Below are 16,501 nucleotides of genomic sequence, written 5' to 3' on the forward strand. Positions count from 1 at the left end.
TTTTTAACCGTCTGACAACTAAAAAATTTTAGCGTAAAGCGCATACAGCTTTTTAATATCGGTGATGCTACACGTTGATTAGATTTTCTTTAGGAGGGCTAATATGGATCTTCACAATCAACAACCGATGAACCAACAAAACCAAACGATGAGTCAACCCCCTGCAATGATTTCAACGAAAGATCAACTGTATCTGTCTGATATGTTGAACTGGAACTTAACTGCCGCGAAGAAAGCACGTTTTTATGCTCAACATGCGATGGACCCAAAAATTAAAGAAACGCTTGATCAAGTAGCTGGGATGCACGAAAAACATTACCAACGCTTACTTCCACATCTCAATAGTCAAGGAGGTACACAATGACAAAAATCCAAAACCCAAAAACAGAAGTACCGAACTCAAAAGAGATGAATGACAAAGATTTTATGACTGACATGCTAACCACTGAAAAATATATGGGATCGTCCTACACAACGGCGATGACAGAAGCGAGTCATAAAGCGTTATATGATGAGATTTCTTCAATTTGCAACGAGACAATTGACTGTCAACGCAACCTTTACAATCAAATGTTCGCAAATGGCTGGTATGCGTTGGATACGGCACCAGGTCAAGCCATTCAACAAGCACATCAAGAATATGCCGGCATGACGAACCAACTTCCAGGAAACGGGATGGCTCATTAATCATCCAGCGGAATAAGCATCGAAAAAGCCCAGGTTATGTGAACCCGGGCTTTTTCGACAATAAATCAAACCATCTACCAATGGTTTGATTTATTGATTAGGCTATTCAATATCTACCCGGCCATTTAAAAATGCATCATTGTTTTCTTCGATATCTACCCGTCCGTCCGTTGATGAATCATCATGCTTTTCGATATCTACTCGGCCATCCGTTGATGAATCGTCATGCTTCTCAATATCTACCCGACCATCCGTTGATGAATCGTCATGCTTCTCAATATCTACCCGACCATCCGTTGATGAATCGTCATGCTTCTCAATATCTACCCGACCATCCGTTGATGAATCGTCATGCTTCTCAATATCTACCCGACCATCCGTTGATGAATCGTCATGCTTCTCAATATCTACCCGACCATCCGTTGATGAATCGTCATGCTTCTCAATATCTACTCGTCCATCGGACTCCTCGTCGGCAAGAATGATGCCAGTAGGGGACACAGCAAGCAGCAAAACAAGCACAGAAGCAATCATTTTTTTCATTGATAAAATCTCCTTTTTTTAGGTTAAAATTCCTTCTTTTTGTTGATCAGATATCGTTTCCAGTAACATTGAAGAGTACTTGTGAGCGGTATGAAAGTCTTCATCATTAACGTAGTGCAGTCTCACCTCCCTTACTAGCTCACCGAGATCATAATGAAGTCCATGGCTAGACAACATTTCCAATGACTGATCAACCTGTTCTTGATTGAGTCCATTTGGGTGAAAAAAACCTTCCATAAACATACATCGAGAGATCTGTTCGATCAGGCCAGCTTGTTCAGCCTGATGTCTCGCGTTGTTTAAATAATGAATTCCTTCAGTGTGAAAATCCAATTTAAAGCAAACATATGCCAAATCACACTCTGTTTTGATCGACAATGTGCCGCGATGATTGATTTGCAATTTTAACGCATTTTCGAATGCCCGTTTACTAATGTGCAACTTTTCCTGCTTCATAAAATAAAGGCCTTTTGCTCGAAATACAATCGATTCAGTATACGAATCATCAGCAGCATGCATCAAGCAGTCATCAAAATATTTATTAGGTAGGTCAAATGTGAATGTGTCTTGCTTGATGCCACTAATAAGAACCATCGTGTTCACAGTCTGCCGATAATGCTTCTTGCTCGGCTTAAATATCCGCTGGGCTTCTTTTGCATATGCCAATGCCAAAGGGTATTGACTCAACCGATAGTAACAAGCACTTGTTCTGAGGTAAAAATCGGCTTGTTCTAGCGGATTAATATTGGAGAGCAACCGCTCCGCTTGAATGAAACTTTCAAGTGCCTGTGAATATCTCTCGTTACTAAAATCCGAGAAGCCTTTGACATAGTAACCCAAATACTGAATGGCTGTATCAGACTCCCGAATTGCGTCTTCAATAAAAGTCTTCGGTTGTACAGGCTCGTTTAAAACTTCTCGTGTCATGACTTTATGACGAAATTGAACAAGGTTAAAATATGTTTTAAGAGGTTTGCTGTTAGTTAATTGGATCCTTGGCTCAGCTTCGGTTCTATAAGCTTCCGCTCCCTCCTTATCCTCAATTAATATGCACTGATACCAAGCGTGTAAGATGTTAAAGAAATCTTCTTGGTGCAAAAAATCAACCCCTAAGACAATTGTCATTGGTAGAGTAGCAGATAAAATGACAAGAAGGAAGGAAATCATTTAAATATGTTGATAATTCGATTATTTTCGACAATAATTGCTATTATCGGTGATTCAAACTTCCTAGTTCACTGGGAATTAAGCTATAAAGGATGAAATAAAGTCATTCATTGACTGGCAAGATGTAGAAAATATATCATGATTTCATATGATTTGACCTTTATGACAGGGGGGTCTTCATATCCCTGTCTCGTAGCTAAATCACTCCAATAGTTTTTGTACCGAGAAGTGAAGGAGGTTCGACTCAATCGTCACGGGAATGCGAGGACAAACATATACACCGCTTTGGAACTAAATTGTCGTTCACTTGCCCTAACGTGATGATTCTGATTCCATAAACAGATGTTTGGAAGGAGATGGCCATCGATTGGAACCAGAACGAGGCAAAACAGTCATATCTGAGTGAATCTGGTTCCAATTGATGATCTTTGGAACCAGATTCATCCGTTCGAAGTTTAAAGGTTCGTAAACTTATCACTTTATAAGTTCCTCGTTAACCGCAGCTAACGAGTCTGCTCTATACAAGGATTCGGGGAACATATCGCGTTGCGAGTGTACATGATTTCATCATCGAATCGTTGTTAGATAATTTTTCAAGCAAAATTACTCGTATACGTCTTCCAATTTGCTTTTAAGCACCTCCCCATCACCGATGCTGGGCACTGAGCAAGGTGATCGACCAGTACTATGGTCTTTTTATTATTTCGCCAACCGCAGCAGCACTTCAGCGAGTAAGTGCGTTCGTTCGGGCAAGGTAGGTAGCTCTAAATACTCTTCGCTACTATGAGCCCCTCCACCAACAGGCCCCATACCATCAATTGTCGGGATCCCCATTGCACTTGTAAATGAAGCATCAGAACTTCCGCCTGTGCCTACCTCGGTTACGTGTAATCCGATCTCTTCACCCGCTTGTTGGATGAGCGCTAACAATTGAACGGTTTGTTCGTTACGCTCCATCGGTGGTCTGCCAATCCCACCTGTAACCGTCGCTTTCGTTCCATCTAAAGACTCTTTGTTACATATGGCTGTTATTTGATCCGTAAGTACTGGACCTTGCTCGGCGCTCGAAATTCGTAAATCAATTTCTGCATGGGCATGCTCAGCAACTGTATTGACTGTCGTTCCACCTGAAATGATCCCGACGTTCACACTCACACCGTTCTCATGGTCAGAAAGTGCATGAAGCTCTGTCGTTTTTCTCGCCAATGCTTCAATTGCACTGCTTCCTTCTTCAGGATTGATGCCTGAATGCGCAGCGATTCCTTTGATATTTAATACGAAGCGACCTCCTCCGCGACGAAATGTAACGAGTGATCCATCCTTTCTAGCTGGCTCCATTACAAGAACAGCCTTCTTCCCTTCGGCGACGCGTTCAATAATATTTCTCGAGGAAGGCGCACCAATTTCTTCGTCACTCGTAAATAAAATTTGTGTATGTTTAACCGCCTGTTCTCCCCCATGCTCGAGTAACGCTTTTAATGCATACAACATGGAAATATGGCTGCCTTTCATATCAATGACCCCAGGTCCATAGGCCCGGTCTCCAGAAATGCCAAATGGCCGGGCAGCAACCGTCCCTTTCGCAAACACGGTATCCATATGAGCAAGTAGCAATACGTCAGGTGTTGCGTCCGGATAGGAGAGCAAAAAACTATCTCCATATTGCTCATCGGCGAACACTTCAGTGCGGTATCCTAGTTCGCTAAACCAGTCTTGTAAAAGATTACCGACACGGTCAATTCCTTCTTTGTCATGGGAACCGCTGTCAATGTTCACAAGTGTTTCTAACTGCTCAATCATCAATTCAATTTGTGAATGAATATACTCTTTCATGTAAAATCACTCCATATGTAAGATTTTCTTACTGCGATATTATAATTTTCTAAATATAATATTGCAAAATGAATATTTTAACTTTAATATAGTATTACACAATCGTAATAAAGTGTATAGACTTGATTTACTAGAGGGGGTATTGGCAAGAATTTTCAGCAAATTCAAACGAAAATCGGTGTTTCTCAAGGGGAACAGAATCATCATTCATTACTACAGAGACGAAAGAACCCACTGCTATTAGTGAATACCAATGCTCTATGATTTTCTTACAATTATTAGGGGGGATTACATTGAAAAAACATGCATGGATGATTGCGTTTGCTCCTGTTGCACTTTTAAGTATGGCTGCATGTGGTAATGGTGGGGATGGAGATGAAGCCGCTTCAAGTGAGATTGATGAAGATATTGAAATGGATGTGGATGAAGATAGTCGTGACTTAACGATCGCACTTGGTACAGACATTGTCACGTTTGACATTCATGACCATAACAACACTTCTACTGAGGCTGTTCACGTAAACATGTTTGACTACCTCGTTCAAAATGATCATGAGAATGAAGAATTCATCCCTAAATTAGCAGAAGATTACGAACTTGTTGATGATTATACGTGGTCTTTCACTTTGCGTGAAGGGGTTACTTTTCACAACGGCGATCCCCTAACATCAGAGGATGTGAAATACACATTGGAGCGAGTGGCAACCGATGAGTCTCTCCAAGAACATTCTCTTTATAACGTCATTGAAGAAGTTGAAGTTATTGATGAGTTAAACTTCAACATCATTACGGCTGAGCCCGAGCCGATTTTACTTAATCGACTTTCGAGAATTGGCTCTGGCATATTGCCAAGTGAATATATCGAAGAAAATGGTTGGGATCATTTCTTAGAAAACCCGATAGGGACCGGGGAATTTCAATTTGTGGAGTGGGCTCGTGACGACCGCGTCGTGTTTGAAGCTTACGAGGATTATTGGAATGGCCAAAACGAAGAGTGGGATACGTTGACATTCCGAATTATTCCAGAAAATTCAACGCGTGTCGCTGAACTTTTAACGGGTGGCGTTGATATTGCGGTAAACGTACCCCCTAGTGAATGGGAAAGAATCGAAGATGCAGACGGCGTGTCTTTAATGTCAGAATCTTCCAACCGAGTGCTCATGCTCATGCTTCGAAATACAGAAGGGTACCCAACTTCTGACCCGCTTGTCAGAGAAGCCATTGACCTTGCGATTGATAACGAAGCCATTATTGAAAGCATTTTAATGGATGCTGGAACCGCTACGAGAACGCGGGTGACACCAGGAAATAATGGGGCCAATGAGGACCTTTACGAAACGAATGTGTATGACATCGACCGAGCACTAGAACTCATGGCCGAAGCAGGTTATGAAGAAGGGTTTGATATGACTCTTCATTCTCCAAGAGGACGCTACCTCCAAGACACTGAAGTCGCAGAACTTGTCGCTGGAATGCTTGCAGCGATTAATGTGAACGTGAACTTAGAATTTATGGAATGGAGCAACTTCGTTGATTTAAGACAGAGCGGTTCACACGAAGACAGTTTCATGATTGGCTTTGGAAACTCAATGGCAGATGCCGATAACGCACTTGATCGCTACTACTCCACCGAGTCTGAAGGAGAACATGATTATGTGAATGCCGAAGTGGACGAGCTACTTGACGCTGCAAGACAGAACATGGACTTAGATGAACGAGCAGAGCAACATCAGCGTGTGCAAGAAATCATTGCTGAAGAACGCCCTGACATTTACCTTCATCAAGAGTCCATAAACGTTGGTGTGAACGATCGATTAAATTACACGCCAACGTTTGATGAGATGTTCTACGTAGATACGATTACACGAAACTAAAATTGCCTGACCGAAGAAGAGCACAAGGGTGTGTGTATTCCCTTGTGCTTCATTTACTACATACTAAAAGAGGTGAAGCCGATGACACGGTATTTATTTTGGAGGATCCTGCAGATCATTCCTGTTCTGTTCATCATCTCTTTCATTGTATTCTTTCTCGTCTATGTAGCTGGAGATCCAGTTTCGTTGATGCTACCAGAAGATGCAACTGAAGAAGATCGACAAGTACTCCGAGAAGCATTAGGGCTGGATCAACCGTTTATCGTTCAGTACGGAAACTACGTGTGGGGCATGTTACAAGGAGACTTCGGGACGTCTTATCACTACGGTGGCGATGCCATGAGCATCGTTCTTGAGCGACTTCCCGCAACATTCGAGCTCGCACTCGCAGCCATCGCTTTTGCCATCATCATTGCCATCCCGCTCGGTGTTTGGTCTGCTACCGTCAAAAACTCCCCAATTGACCTTGTTGCAACAGGAATTGCTGCACTCGGTAAAGCGATGCCAAACTTCTGGCTAGGCATTATGCTCATTCTTTTCTTTTCCGTCACTCTCGGTGTGTTGCCAGTGTCAGGTCGGGATTCAATGAGCCATTTGATCTTGCCTGCGATCACGCTCGGAACCGGAATATTCGCAGAGATGACTCGCCTTATTCGTTCGAGCATGTTAGACACGCTAAACCAAGACTATATTCGAACTGCCAAAAGCAAAGGCCTGAAAAACCGAGTCGTTATTTTCAAACATGCGTTTAAAAATACGCTTATTCCTGTCATTACGATCACGTTTTTACAAACGTCTACGCTTGTAGGAGGTACGCTCATTACTGAAACAGTATTTGCTTGGCCAGGCATCGGACAACTCATTATCCAAGCTGTCAACACGCGTGACATGGCGATCGTCCAAGCGAGTGTATTCATTATTGCACTCATTGTTATTCTCATGAACTTAGTAGCAGATATTCTTTATCGACTGTTTGATCCACGTGTGAAATATGACTAGACATGAAGGAGGTGTCCACGAATGCAAACATCAGAAGCAACAAACCAAATAGATAAAAAACCGACAAGCGGATTTTCAAAATCATTTAAACGATGGCGATTCCTTCTCTTTAAAAGTAAAACCGGTACCGTTGGCGTGTTCACGCTCCTAATCATCACGCTCATTGCGATACTCGCCCCCCTCCTATCTCCACACGCACCAGACGCTGTGAATGCCGTCGATCGGCTCCAACCACCGGTGTGGCTTGAAGGCGGGACGATGACTTATATTCTCGGTACCGACCACCTTGGACGAGATATTCTTACACGGTTATTCTATGGAGCTCAAGTGTCTTTACTCGTTGGCATAAGTTCAGTTGTTGTTGCAGGAATTATCGGCGTAACGGTTGGTTTAATCGCTGGCTACTACGGTGGATTCATTGACAATGTGTTTATGAGAATTGTTGATTCCTTTTTATCCATTCCTAATATTCTATTTGCCCTCGTCATCTTGAGTATATTTAGTCCAGGAATGTTGACATTGATCGTTGTACTCGGGGTCACAAACTGGGTGAATTATGCAAGACTGATTCGTGGTGAAGTCTTAACGTTAAAAGAGAGAGAGTTTATAAAAGCTGCAACTTCTATTGGGGTGCGCAAAGGGAAAATTATCGTCCGACACCTTTTACCAAATGTGATGTCTTCGTTTATCGTCATATCAACACTTACGGTGGCGACAACGATCATACTTGAAACATCCCTTAGCTTCCTCGGCTTGGGCATTCAACCACCTCAAGTATCATGGGGCGGCATTTTAGCAGATGGCAGAGACTATCTAGCGACGAGCTGGTGGCTTGCGACTTTTCCTGGCATTGCCATCACCATTACTGTCCTTGCTGTCATCTTCGTAGGGGATTGGCTTCGAGACGTATTGGACCCTCGATCAGTAGCGAAAAGGTAGGAAAGAAAGGTGATAGAAATGGAACAACAGCCCTTACTTACAGTCCAAGATTTGCGTACTCATTTTCATACCGAAAACGGTATCATCCCTTCTGTTGATGGGGTTTCCTTTACGATTAAACAAGGGGAGACCGTTGCACTCGTCGGTGAATCTGGCTCTGGGAAAAGCGTTACATCACTGTCCATTATGAAATTGATTGAAGACCCTGGTGAAATTGCCGGAGGGAAGATCGAATTTGAAGGCACTGACCTCGTGAAAGAATCTGAAAAGAAAATGCGGCGAATTCGCGGCAACGATATCGCAATGATCTTTCAAGAGCCACTTACTTCATTAAACCCTGTTTTTAAAATCGGCAATCAGCTTTCTGAAATGCTCATCTTGCACAAAAAGATGTCCAAAAGTGAAGCAAAAGAAAAAGCGATTGAAATGCTCGAGCGTGTGGAAATTCCTCGTGCTCGTGACATTTACAATTCTTATCCACATTCACTGAGCGGCGGAATGCGCCAACGAGTAATGATTGCGATGGCACTTTCTTGTGATCCAAAGCTGTTAATTGCCGATGAACCGACAACGGCTCTTGATGTGACCATTCAATCACAAATCTTGCAGCTCATGAGAGAAGTGACAGATAACTTCGGGACGTCGATCCTTTTTATTACGCATGATCTTGGGGTCGTTGCGGAAATGGTTGATAAAGTGGTCGTCATGTATGCTGGTCAAGTCGTTGAAATGGCTGATGTGTACAGCATTTTTGCGAAGCCAAAGCACCCGTATACGAAAGGACTGCTCGATAGCACCCCGAAAATACATGAAGAAAAAGATGAACTCGAATCCATTGCAGGTGTCGTGCCGAATCCGTTAGAAATGCCGACGGGTTGTCGTTTTGCTCCCCGCTGTCCGCAAGTGATGGACATTTGCACTCAAAAAGAGCCCCATCTGCTCGACGAAGAAGAAGGGCAAGTACGTTGCTGGTTATTTGCGGAGGAAAGCGAGGGGGTTGCCAATGCCTAACGTAGAAGACAAAATCTTAGAAGTGAACAACCTGAAGAAATATTTCACCATCAAAAAAGGATTGTTCGGGAAAAAGAGCGAGCAATTAAAAGCGGTTGACGACATAAGCTTTTTCGTGAATCGCGGGGAAACGCTTGGCATTGTTGGAGAATCCGGCTGTGGGAAATCAACTACAGGCAACGCGATCATGCGTCTGCTCACCCCAACGTCTGGTGAAATCTTCTTCGATGGTGAAGATTTTAGTAAACTCTCATCAAAGGCGTTACGTGAAAAGCGAAAAGATATGCAAATGATCTTTCAAGATCCATTCTCATCGCTGAATCCACGAATGAAAGTTTTTGATATTATTGCAGAACCATTACGTACTCATCACTCGTATTCAACGAAACAATTAAAATCCGAAGTGCTTGATTTAATGGGTAAAGTCGGACTAAGTGAAGCACAAGCGTATCGCTTTCCCCACGAGTTCAGTGGCGGTCAACGGCAACGAATCGGCATTGCTCGTGCCATTGCTTTAAAGCCGAAGATCATCGTTTGTGACGAGCCCGTCTCCGCACTTGATGTATCTATTCAAGCACAAATCTTAAATCTATTAAAAAAGCTGCAAAAAGACATGGACTTAACGTTTGTATTTATCGCCCACGGACTGCCTGCAGTTAAACATTTCAGCGACCGTGTCGCTGTGATGTACCTTGGAAAAATTGTAGAGATGACGACCAAAAAACAGCTGTTTGATCAGCCGATGCACCCATACACAATCGGACTGTTAGAAGCCGTTCCTATCGCTGACCCAACGAGAAGAAAGAAACACGAACGGCCAGAAATTAAAGGGGATATCCCAAGTCCAATCAACCTTCCAACTGGTTGCAGATTCCATACTCGCTGTCCTATGGCAGCGGAGAAATGTAAAGTCGAGATTCCAGAATTTGAAGAAAAAGAAGCTGGGCATTATGTCGCTTGTCACTTTCCCGTCCGAAACAAAGACTAGGAGGCTCATAATATGAAAGAAGTGTATCAGTATATCGACGATCATCGTGAGGAGTACATTGAATGGCTACGTGATTTATGTAAGCAACCAAGCGTCGCTGCCCAAAACCGCGGGATGGAGACGACCGCTACTATGGTTGAAGATTACTTACAAAAGAAGACAGGTGCCGTATCAGAACAATTGGAGACGAGTGGCTTTCCCGTCGTTTTTGGTGAACTAGACACCGGTGCAGAAAAGACGCTCTCTTTCTACAATCATTACGACGTCCAGCCAGAAGACCCCATTGAGTTGTGGGAAAGTGATCCTTTCTCTGCGGATATTCGCGATGGCAAAATGTATGCACGAGGGGTCGCTGACAACAAAGGAAATTTGATGGCGAGAATTTGTGCGGTACATGCCTACACGAACGTGTATGGCAAACCGCCTGTAAATGTGAAATTCATCTTTGAAGGTGAGGAAGAAATCGGGAGTGTTCATCTCGAAGAATTCGCGGATCGTTACCCGGACAAACTTGCGTCCGATGGTTGCATTTGGGAATTCGGCTACAAAAATCCGAACGGACAGTTGCAAGTCTCTCTAGGTGTGAAAGGGATGCTTTACGTAGAACTAGAAGCAACAGGAGCAAACACCGACTTACACTCGGCAAATGCCGCTGTTATCGAGAATCCCGCATGGCAATTAATTTGGGCCTTAAATACGTTGAAAAACGAACAAGAAGAAATCCTCATTGATGGTTTTTACGACCGTGTGCATGCACCAACACCGATTGAAAAGAAAATTCTCGAAGACATGAACTATGAAGAAAATGCTACCCTCTCCGCTCTTGACCTTGACGGCTTCTTGCTAGGCTTATCTGGTATGAGTTTGAAAGAAAAGTTGTTATTCCAACCGACATGTACAATCTGTGGTATCGAGTCAGGGTATACCGGGGAAGGCTCAAAAACGGTTCTTCCGTCTAAAGCAAAAGTAAAGCTAGATTTTCGACTCGTTGGTGACCAAGATCCGAATGAAATCCTTGATTTGCTGAAGAATCATTTAAATCAAAATGGGTTTTCTGACATCAACGTGACGAAATTATCCGGATGCCACCCTGCCAAGACGGATCCGAGTGACCCACTCGTTTCAACGATCGTAAACAATGTCGAACGAGTATACGGTGAAAAGCCCGTCGTTCTTCGCAACACACCAGGCACCGGTCCAATGTATGACATCTGTCAAAAACAAGGAATTCCAGCAGTGTCACTCGGTGTTGGCAATGAAAACTCAAGAAATCATGCACCAAACGAGAACATTGCCATCGAAGACTACATTGATGGCATTAAGATGATGGCAACCATCGTGCATGAATTCGCAAACGATCCGGAGGAATAACATGAATACACGTAAACGCGCAGAAGCAATAAAACGAGAACTCATCACGTGGCGAAGACAGTTTCATCAACATCCAGAGCTTGGTTTTGAAGAGTTTGAGACGCGCAATTATGTAGAGAAGCAGCTACAATCGTTTGGTTTGAGCGCGACGCGACTTGCAAAAACGGGGCTCACTGTATTCATTCCAGGAAAGTCAAACGGCCCGACTGTCGGCTTGCGCGCAGACATGGACGCACTTCCGATGCAAGAAGCCAATGAGCAGTTGGACTATCGCTCTAAACATGATGGCATTGCCCACATGTGTGGTCATGATGCGCATACGGCAATGTTGCTCGGTGCCGCGAAACTTCTCGCAGATGAACCACCTGAACGCGGGAATGTAAAGTTGCTATTCCAACCTGCAGAAGAAGGGTTACGTGGGGCAGAGCGCATGATTCAAGACGGGGCACTCGACAACCCGAAAGTGGAAGCGATTGCTGGTACACACGTGTATGCCAAAAATGAGATTGGTACGGCATCGGTTACAAAAGGACTGAGCTCCGGAGCTGTCGATGTATTTTCTGTAAAGATTGTTGGTAAGGGCGGGCACGCCGCCCACCCTTACCTTGCAACCGACCCAATCACGATAACGGCCGAAGTCATCTCTTCACTACAACAAATTGTTAGCCGGCATGTCGATCCATTGTCCTCTGCTGTCTTGTCGATCACCCGTATTCACGGGGGTTCTGCAGACAACGTCATTCCGAACGAAGTCGTCTTTGGTGGTACCGTGCGAACGTTAGAACCTTCCGCCCGTGACCTCGTTGAGTCGGAAATGCACAGAATTGTTAAAGGAATTACCGAAGCATTTGACGCGCAATATGAGATGGATTACCGACGCGGGTTTCCTTCCGTATACAACGACCCACAGCTCATCCCGGTCCTTGAACAATCGGTGGAGAATGTGCTCGGTTCTGGAGCGCTTCATTACGGAAAACCGTCCATGGGCGGAGAAGATTTCTCATATTATACCGAGCAAATTCCAGGCACAATGTTTCGCCTCGGTGTTGGCAACAAAAGCAAAAACATCGACGCTTCTCTTCATTCCCCCAATTTCAATATCGACGAGGATGCCTTGCCACTCGGCAGTGCCCTGCTCACTGAATGGGCGTATCGCTATTTAGCTGCCCGTTAAACGTGCGTAAAGGTGGAAGGAGCTTCGTTTCATATTGAGCTAAGCAATACATGCTAGTGGGAACTCAAAACATCCAAGCATATGAAGAAGTTTGAGTGTGCAACCTCTCTCTACAGCGGTTGAATTGGTGTTTGCTCACATAAAGGGCGATTTGCCTACCAACTGGGAATATTCAGGAGATCGGCAATCTAGATTGCCCCCGAAATGATCTAGATCGCGTTAAAACGATGGTTTATTCCAGATACTTTGCGATCTATATAGAATGACCTTAACATTTTCCTAATTGCGCAGTTTGTTGTTGCCTTCCACTGCATGCGGATGCTTGCACTCCGGAGTACAAGGGCAACATCGGAGGTCAAAAGGCGACCACCGTGTTTGCTATACAGTCCAGACTATAAGGGCAACATCACCTCACCCTGCGCTGCAGCTTGTGTTCGCTGTGTCTACTTGATACTCCAGAGCATAAGTGCAACAACGGTGGTCAAAAAACGCCCAACAGGTTTTCTTGACACTCCAGAGCACAAGGGCAACACGGTTCACGTTCCTGCTTCCTGGCTACGGTGTGTGGAAAGAAGTCCAAATGCCCCATATATTCATTAATGTGACACTTGAGAAAGAAAAATCATGATTTTAAACGTGAATGCGCACATAAACGGTTTGAGGGCTGGATTGTCACATACGTGACCGGCCATCACTTGCTTGTGCCAGGTGGTGAGCCTCGGTCCCAACTTTTTACCCTTTGGCAAACGTTTTTCGTGTTGCCCGAAACCCTTGCAGTGACGAACAACGATCGGCAATGAAGTTGCCGAAGTGCAACGAGATGAATTTCAACAGACAATATGCAAGCAATCACCCGCAAAGACCGATCTCGGTCATTCGATTCAGTGAATTTCTTTCGTTCAACTTATATAGATCGTTTTCATGATGATCTAGATCGTGCTAAAAACAACTAAGTACTGTTAAAATATGCTGAGTTACTGAACTTCTCACGATTTTGCACCCACTCATCGTGAGTGAGGCAAAGTGTGTAAGTGTTTGAGAGAATAGTCCTAGTTTTTGGAAATAGATTGTCGGTTATTCTCATTAAAGTGCTTGATCTGTTTCCATAAACGCCTGTTTGGAATGAGACGGCCATCGATTGGGAACAAAGCCCAGCCAAACCGGGCACGGGTGGGTGATTAGGTTCGCAATCAAGGAACTTTGGAAACAGCTAAAAAACAGTTATAAGATTCCCTCATATCCCCGATTATCATCTATAGATAGAAAACAAACGTTTTTCAAAATGGTATTGTTAAACCCGAGAGAACTTCAACTGGTTTTTCCGCCCTTGGAAAGACAGTTCCATTCAAAAAAATTTAACGTTTATCACACATCCATTTCCCTTTCTCTGGACACCTACCCCTACTACCCTCATCATCTAATCACCCTTCTCCGCTCCAAAACTCACGACATCAACCAGCTCTGTAATATAGTTAGGTTTTGATTCTTCTAATCTCACTTCACTGAACACTTCTCCGACTCCTGGACAGAAATAGGTTCTGCCTACTTCAACATGTGTATCGTTGGACTGTACTTGGGCAACACATTTTTCGTAGTTTTGGTTTTTTATGTTCACTTCATAAAAATGTTTGTCTACTTCAAATGTAAAAAGTTCATCTTCCCACGGTTCAGACTGAAGTAACGTGTGCGGAGCATCTTTTTCGGACCTTAATGTTCGCTTGCCTTGCAGCGAGTCTTTCGTCAATTCATACTGTCCGCGACTCGTCATTTCTTGATTAACAGTTTGTGTAATTGTATAATGCATACTTGTTGTCGGCTCGATTTTACGTTCTTTCAACGTTCGATCATCGGACCCTTCATAGTGCATTTCATATTTCAACGTAACCGCATCGGTCGGTAAATACTTCGAAAAGTTGAGCTGTTCAAAATCAATCACATCTCTTTCTGTCACACGAACCGCTTGTGAGGAAAAAGAACAGCTCGTAAGTATGAGTAAGACAAACAAAAAACTGAATCTCTTCAAATGATCCACTCCTCTACTCTCTTCTATTCAGGTAAAGAAGCAATCATGACTTTAACATTCAAAAGGGGTACGGATAATGATTACTGTTATTGGCAGTGTGAATATGGATTTGATTACGTCTACAAAGCAACACCCCGCAATCGGCGAGACGGTTCTAGGTGAACGGTTCGCTATCTCTCCTGGCGGAAAAGGGGCTAATCAAGCCACAGCAGTTGCACGACTTGGCGAACACGTTCAACTCGTCGGACGCATCGGCAAGGATGAGTTTGGCCGCGCTATATATGAACAATTGCATCAAGAATCTGTAAACGTGGACGACGTTCGTGCTGTTGAAGAACATACAGGCATCGCGTCGATCACCGTCCAAAACAATGACAATTCGATCATTGTCGTCCCAGGTGCGAATTTTACTTGGGCGGCAACTGACGCTGAAGCCTACCGAAGTGTGATTAAAAACGCTACGACTCTCCTTCTTCAACTTGAAGTTCCTATCCCATTCGTTGAAGAAGTCGTACGTATTGCTTGGGAAGAAAAGACGACCACGATTTTAAACCCTGCCCCAGCACAACGACTGCCCGAAAAGATGATTGATCGTGTGGATTATTTAACGCCAAATGAGTTGGAATGCAAGGCGTTGTTTAATCTAGCGGCTGAGGAAGCTGTTGAAAAGTATCCGAATAAACTTATCGTCACAAAGGGAAAAGATGGGGCAATGTTTCACGATGGAAACGAACGGATTATCGTGTCTAGTTTCCGAACAAATGGGGTGGATAGTACGGGTGCAGGTGATACGTTTAATGGTGCCTTTGCTGTTGCGCTAAACACTGATCAGACATTACGAGAGTGTATCGCGTTTGCGAACGCTGCCGCCTCATTATCGATTGAAAAGAGCGGAGCCCAAGCGGGGATGCCAACAGCCACGCAAGTTTGGGAGCGACTAGGCACAAAGTAATGTCACTTTGTGTCATATTTTGACTAAAATTGGAATATTATTGTAATCAGTATGTCATGAAACCGACATTCTTTCGCAATCTATCTTCCTTATGATGAGGGTGTTGCTTATTTACCTCGTCACGGAAATACATAGAAAAAGGATGTTGAATTCATGCGTTATACTCGTCTAACAAAATTTGTCGTTACGACTAGCTTTGCTGCTAGTTTGTTCGCTTTTTCACCTTCTATTTTTACTGAAACTGCTTCTGCTTCTGCTCCTGCAGGAGACACAGCAGCCGTTGAAACTGTAGCTGTGGAAGCGAGCGCTACAGGCATTGTCCAAAGTGGAGATCGTGGACAATCGGTCGTAGACCTTCAGTCTGCTCTACAAGACTCCGGTCATTCTCACGTAAACGCCGATGGTATTTTTGGACCGATTACGGAAGAAGCGGTTCGGAGCTTCCAACAAGCACAAGGGCTTTCTGTCGACGGCATTGCAGGGCCAAATACATTCCAAGCGTTGACAGGTCGTTCAGAAGTGAAAAGTGTGTCAACAGAAACGTCTACTTCAACCGAATCGAGTACATCAGGTGTCATTGGCACGGCACAAGGGTTAATAGGAACTCCATACTCTTGGGGCGGAACGACGCCAGCTGGATTTGATTGTAGTGGGTTTTTAAACTACGTATTCGCGCAGAACGGTCAATCATTACCTAGAACAACACAAGCGATCTATGACGCAGGCACGCCAGTGTCCGCTCCAGCTGTTGGAGATCTCGTGTTTTTCCAAGGAACGTATAACACGTCTAACACGGCAACACATGCCGGTATCTACATTGGCGGCAACGAATTTATTCACGCAAGCTCTAGCGGAGTGCGTGTAGACAACTTAAGTAGTAACTACTACCAAAACCATTTCTTAGGTTATCGCTCAATGTAAAATAAACCGCTGAAGCCAG

Annotated in this window: 15 protein-coding genes; 11 read left to right on the plus strand and 4 right to left on the minus strand. The window is 44.0% G+C overall.

The window, feature by feature from the left end; all coding sequences use genetic code 11:
• The first annotated feature begins 127 nt into the window (after nt 1–127).
• Nucleotides 128–364 carry a hypothetical protein gene (locus tag ACE1TF_RS09405; RefSeq protein ID WP_042401308.1) on the plus strand — a complete coding sequence of 79 codons (237 nt, stop codon included), beginning with the start codon at nt 128–130 and terminating at the stop codon, nt 362–364.
• A complete protein-coding gene (locus ACE1TF_RS09410; RefSeq protein WP_375016175.1) occupies nt 361–687 on the plus strand; it encodes a spore coat protein in 327 nt (108 codons plus the stop codon). Before ACE1TF_RS09405 ends, ACE1TF_RS09410 begins: the two co-directional genes overlap by 4 nt.
• 102 nt (nt 688–789) lie before the next feature.
• On the opposite strand, the gene ACE1TF_RS09415 is transcribed toward ACE1TF_RS09410, so the two are convergent.
• From ACE1TF_RS09415 to ACE1TF_RS09425, 3 genes are all read right to left on the minus strand, one after another.
• Nucleotides 790–1,230 carry a hypothetical protein gene (locus ACE1TF_RS09415; protein WP_375016177.1) on the minus strand — a complete coding sequence of 147 codons (441 nt, stop codon included), beginning with the start codon at nt 1,228–1,230 and terminating at the stop codon, nt 790–792.
• A gap of 18 nt (nt 1,231–1,248) precedes the next feature.
• Nucleotides 1,249–2,328, minus strand: coding sequence for a response regulator aspartate phosphatase (locus ACE1TF_RS09420; protein WP_375016179.1), 1,080 nt, complete (start codon nt 2,326–2,328; stop codon nt 1,249–1,251).
• 768 nt (nt 2,329–3,096) lie between these two features.
• On the minus strand, nt 3,097–4,230 hold the full coding sequence (locus ACE1TF_RS09425) for a M20 family metallopeptidase (RefSeq protein ID WP_375016181.1): 1,134 nt from the start codon (nt 4,228–4,230) through the stop codon (nt 3,097–3,099).
• Between the two features lie 293 nt (nt 4,231–4,523).
• Here ACE1TF_RS09425 and ACE1TF_RS09430 point away from each other — a divergent pair, with 293 nt between their 5' ends.
• The 7 genes from ACE1TF_RS09430 (at nt 4,524) to ACE1TF_RS09460 (ending at nt 12,586) form a co-directional block, all read left to right on the plus strand.
• The gene (locus tag ACE1TF_RS09430) at nt 4,524–6,104 is read left to right on the plus strand and encodes an ABC transporter substrate-binding protein (RefSeq protein ID WP_052364183.1); all 1,581 of its coding nucleotides are present in this window, start codon (nt 4,524–4,526) and stop codon (nt 6,102–6,104) included.
• Between the two features lie 81 nt (nt 6,105–6,185).
• Nucleotides 6,186–7,103, plus strand: coding sequence for an ABC transporter permease (locus tag ACE1TF_RS09435; protein ID WP_375016184.1), 918 nt, complete (start codon nt 6,186–6,188; stop codon nt 7,101–7,103).
• Between the two features lie 21 nt (nt 7,104–7,124).
• Nucleotides 7,125–8,042: an ABC transporter permease gene (locus ACE1TF_RS09440; protein ID WP_375016186.1), complete on the plus strand. Its 918-nt coding sequence runs from the start codon at nt 7,125–7,127 to the stop codon at nt 8,040–8,042.
• 18 nt (nt 8,043–8,060) lie between these two features.
• Nucleotides 8,061–9,053 (plus strand): ABC transporter ATP-binding protein, encoded by a 993-nt coding sequence (locus ACE1TF_RS09445; RefSeq protein WP_375016188.1) that lies wholly within the window; start codon nt 8,061–8,063, stop codon nt 9,051–9,053.
• Nucleotides 9,046–10,041 carry an ABC transporter ATP-binding protein gene (locus tag ACE1TF_RS09450; RefSeq protein WP_375016190.1) on the plus strand — a complete coding sequence of 332 codons (996 nt, stop codon included), beginning with the start codon at nt 9,046–9,048 and terminating at the stop codon, nt 10,039–10,041. The genes ACE1TF_RS09445 and ACE1TF_RS09450 overlap by 8 nt, the downstream gene beginning before the upstream one ends.
• Before the next feature lie 12 nt (nt 10,042–10,053).
• Nucleotides 10,054–11,412: a M20/M25/M40 family metallo-hydrolase gene (locus tag ACE1TF_RS09455; RefSeq protein WP_375016192.1), complete on the plus strand. Its 1,359-nt coding sequence runs from the start codon at nt 10,054–10,056 to the stop codon at nt 11,410–11,412.
• Between the two features lies 1 nt (nt 11,413).
• Nucleotides 11,414–12,586, plus strand: a complete 1,173-nt coding sequence (locus ACE1TF_RS09460) for a M20 metallopeptidase family protein (RefSeq protein ID WP_375016194.1) — start codon at nt 11,414–11,416, stop codon at nt 12,584–12,586.
• A 1,417-nt stretch (nt 12,587–14,003) separates the two neighbouring features.
• Here ACE1TF_RS09460 and ACE1TF_RS09465 read toward each other — a convergent pair.
• Nucleotides 14,004–14,609 carry a YajG family lipoprotein gene (locus ACE1TF_RS09465; protein WP_375016196.1) on the minus strand — a complete coding sequence of 202 codons (606 nt, stop codon included), beginning with the start codon at nt 14,607–14,609 and terminating at the stop codon, nt 14,004–14,006.
• 76 nt (nt 14,610–14,685) lie between these two features.
• On the opposite strand from ACE1TF_RS09465, the gene rbsK reads away from it, so the two are divergent.
• Together rbsK and ACE1TF_RS09475 are read left to right on the plus strand one after the other, a co-directional pair.
• Nucleotides 14,686–15,561, plus strand: coding sequence for a ribokinase (gene rbsK, locus ACE1TF_RS09470; RefSeq protein WP_375016199.1), 876 nt, complete (start codon nt 14,686–14,688; stop codon nt 15,559–15,561).
• 153 nt (nt 15,562–15,714) lie between these two features.
• A complete protein-coding gene (locus ACE1TF_RS09475; RefSeq protein WP_042402536.1) occupies nt 15,715–16,482 on the plus strand; it encodes a C40 family peptidase in 768 nt (255 codons plus the stop codon).
• Nucleotides 16,483–16,501: the final 19 nt, after the last annotated feature.

The organism is Geomicrobium sp. JSM 1781026, assembly GCF_041949955.1.
GTDB lineage: Bacteria > Bacillota > Bacilli > Bacillales > Marinococcaceae > Geomicrobium_A.

Bases quoted from the DNA above. Each gene is read 5' to 3' on its own strand.
- ACE1TF_RS09405 (WP_042401308.1), top strand. From the start codon at position 128: ATGAACCAACAAAACCAAACGATGAGTCAACCCCCTGCAATGATTTCA.
- ACE1TF_RS09410 (WP_375016175.1), top strand. From the start codon at position 361: ATGACAAAAATCCAAAACCCAAAAACAGAAGTACCGAACTCAAAAGAG.
- ACE1TF_RS09415 (WP_375016177.1), bottom strand. From the start codon at position 1,230: ATGAAAAAAATGATTGCTTCTGTGCTTGTTTTGCTGCTTGCTGTGTCC.
- ACE1TF_RS09425 (WP_375016181.1), bottom strand. From the start codon at position 4,230: ATGAAAGAGTATATTCATTCACAAATTGAATTGATGATTGAGCAGTTA.
- ACE1TF_RS09435 (WP_375016184.1), top strand. From the start codon at position 6,186: ATGACACGGTATTTATTTTGGAGGATCCTGCAGATCATTCCTGTTCTG.
- ACE1TF_RS09440 (WP_375016186.1), top strand. From the start codon at position 7,125: ATGCAAACATCAGAAGCAACAAACCAAATAGATAAAAAACCGACAAGC.
- ACE1TF_RS09445 (WP_375016188.1), top strand. From the start codon at position 8,061: ATGGAACAACAGCCCTTACTTACAGTCCAAGATTTGCGTACTCATTTT.
- ACE1TF_RS09450 (WP_375016190.1), top strand. From the start codon at position 9,046: ATGCCTAACGTAGAAGACAAAATCTTAGAAGTGAACAACCTGAAGAAA.
- ACE1TF_RS09455 (WP_375016192.1), top strand. From the start codon at position 10,054: ATGAAAGAAGTGTATCAGTATATCGACGATCATCGTGAGGAGTACATT.
- ACE1TF_RS09460 (WP_375016194.1), top strand. From the start codon at position 11,414: ATGAATACACGTAAACGCGCAGAAGCAATAAAACGAGAACTCATCACG.
- rbsK (WP_375016199.1), top strand. From the start codon at position 14,686: ATGATTACTGTTATTGGCAGTGTGAATATGGATTTGATTACGTCTACA.
- ACE1TF_RS09475 (WP_042402536.1), top strand. From the start codon at position 15,715: ATGCGTTATACTCGTCTAACAAAATTTGTCGTTACGACTAGCTTTGCT.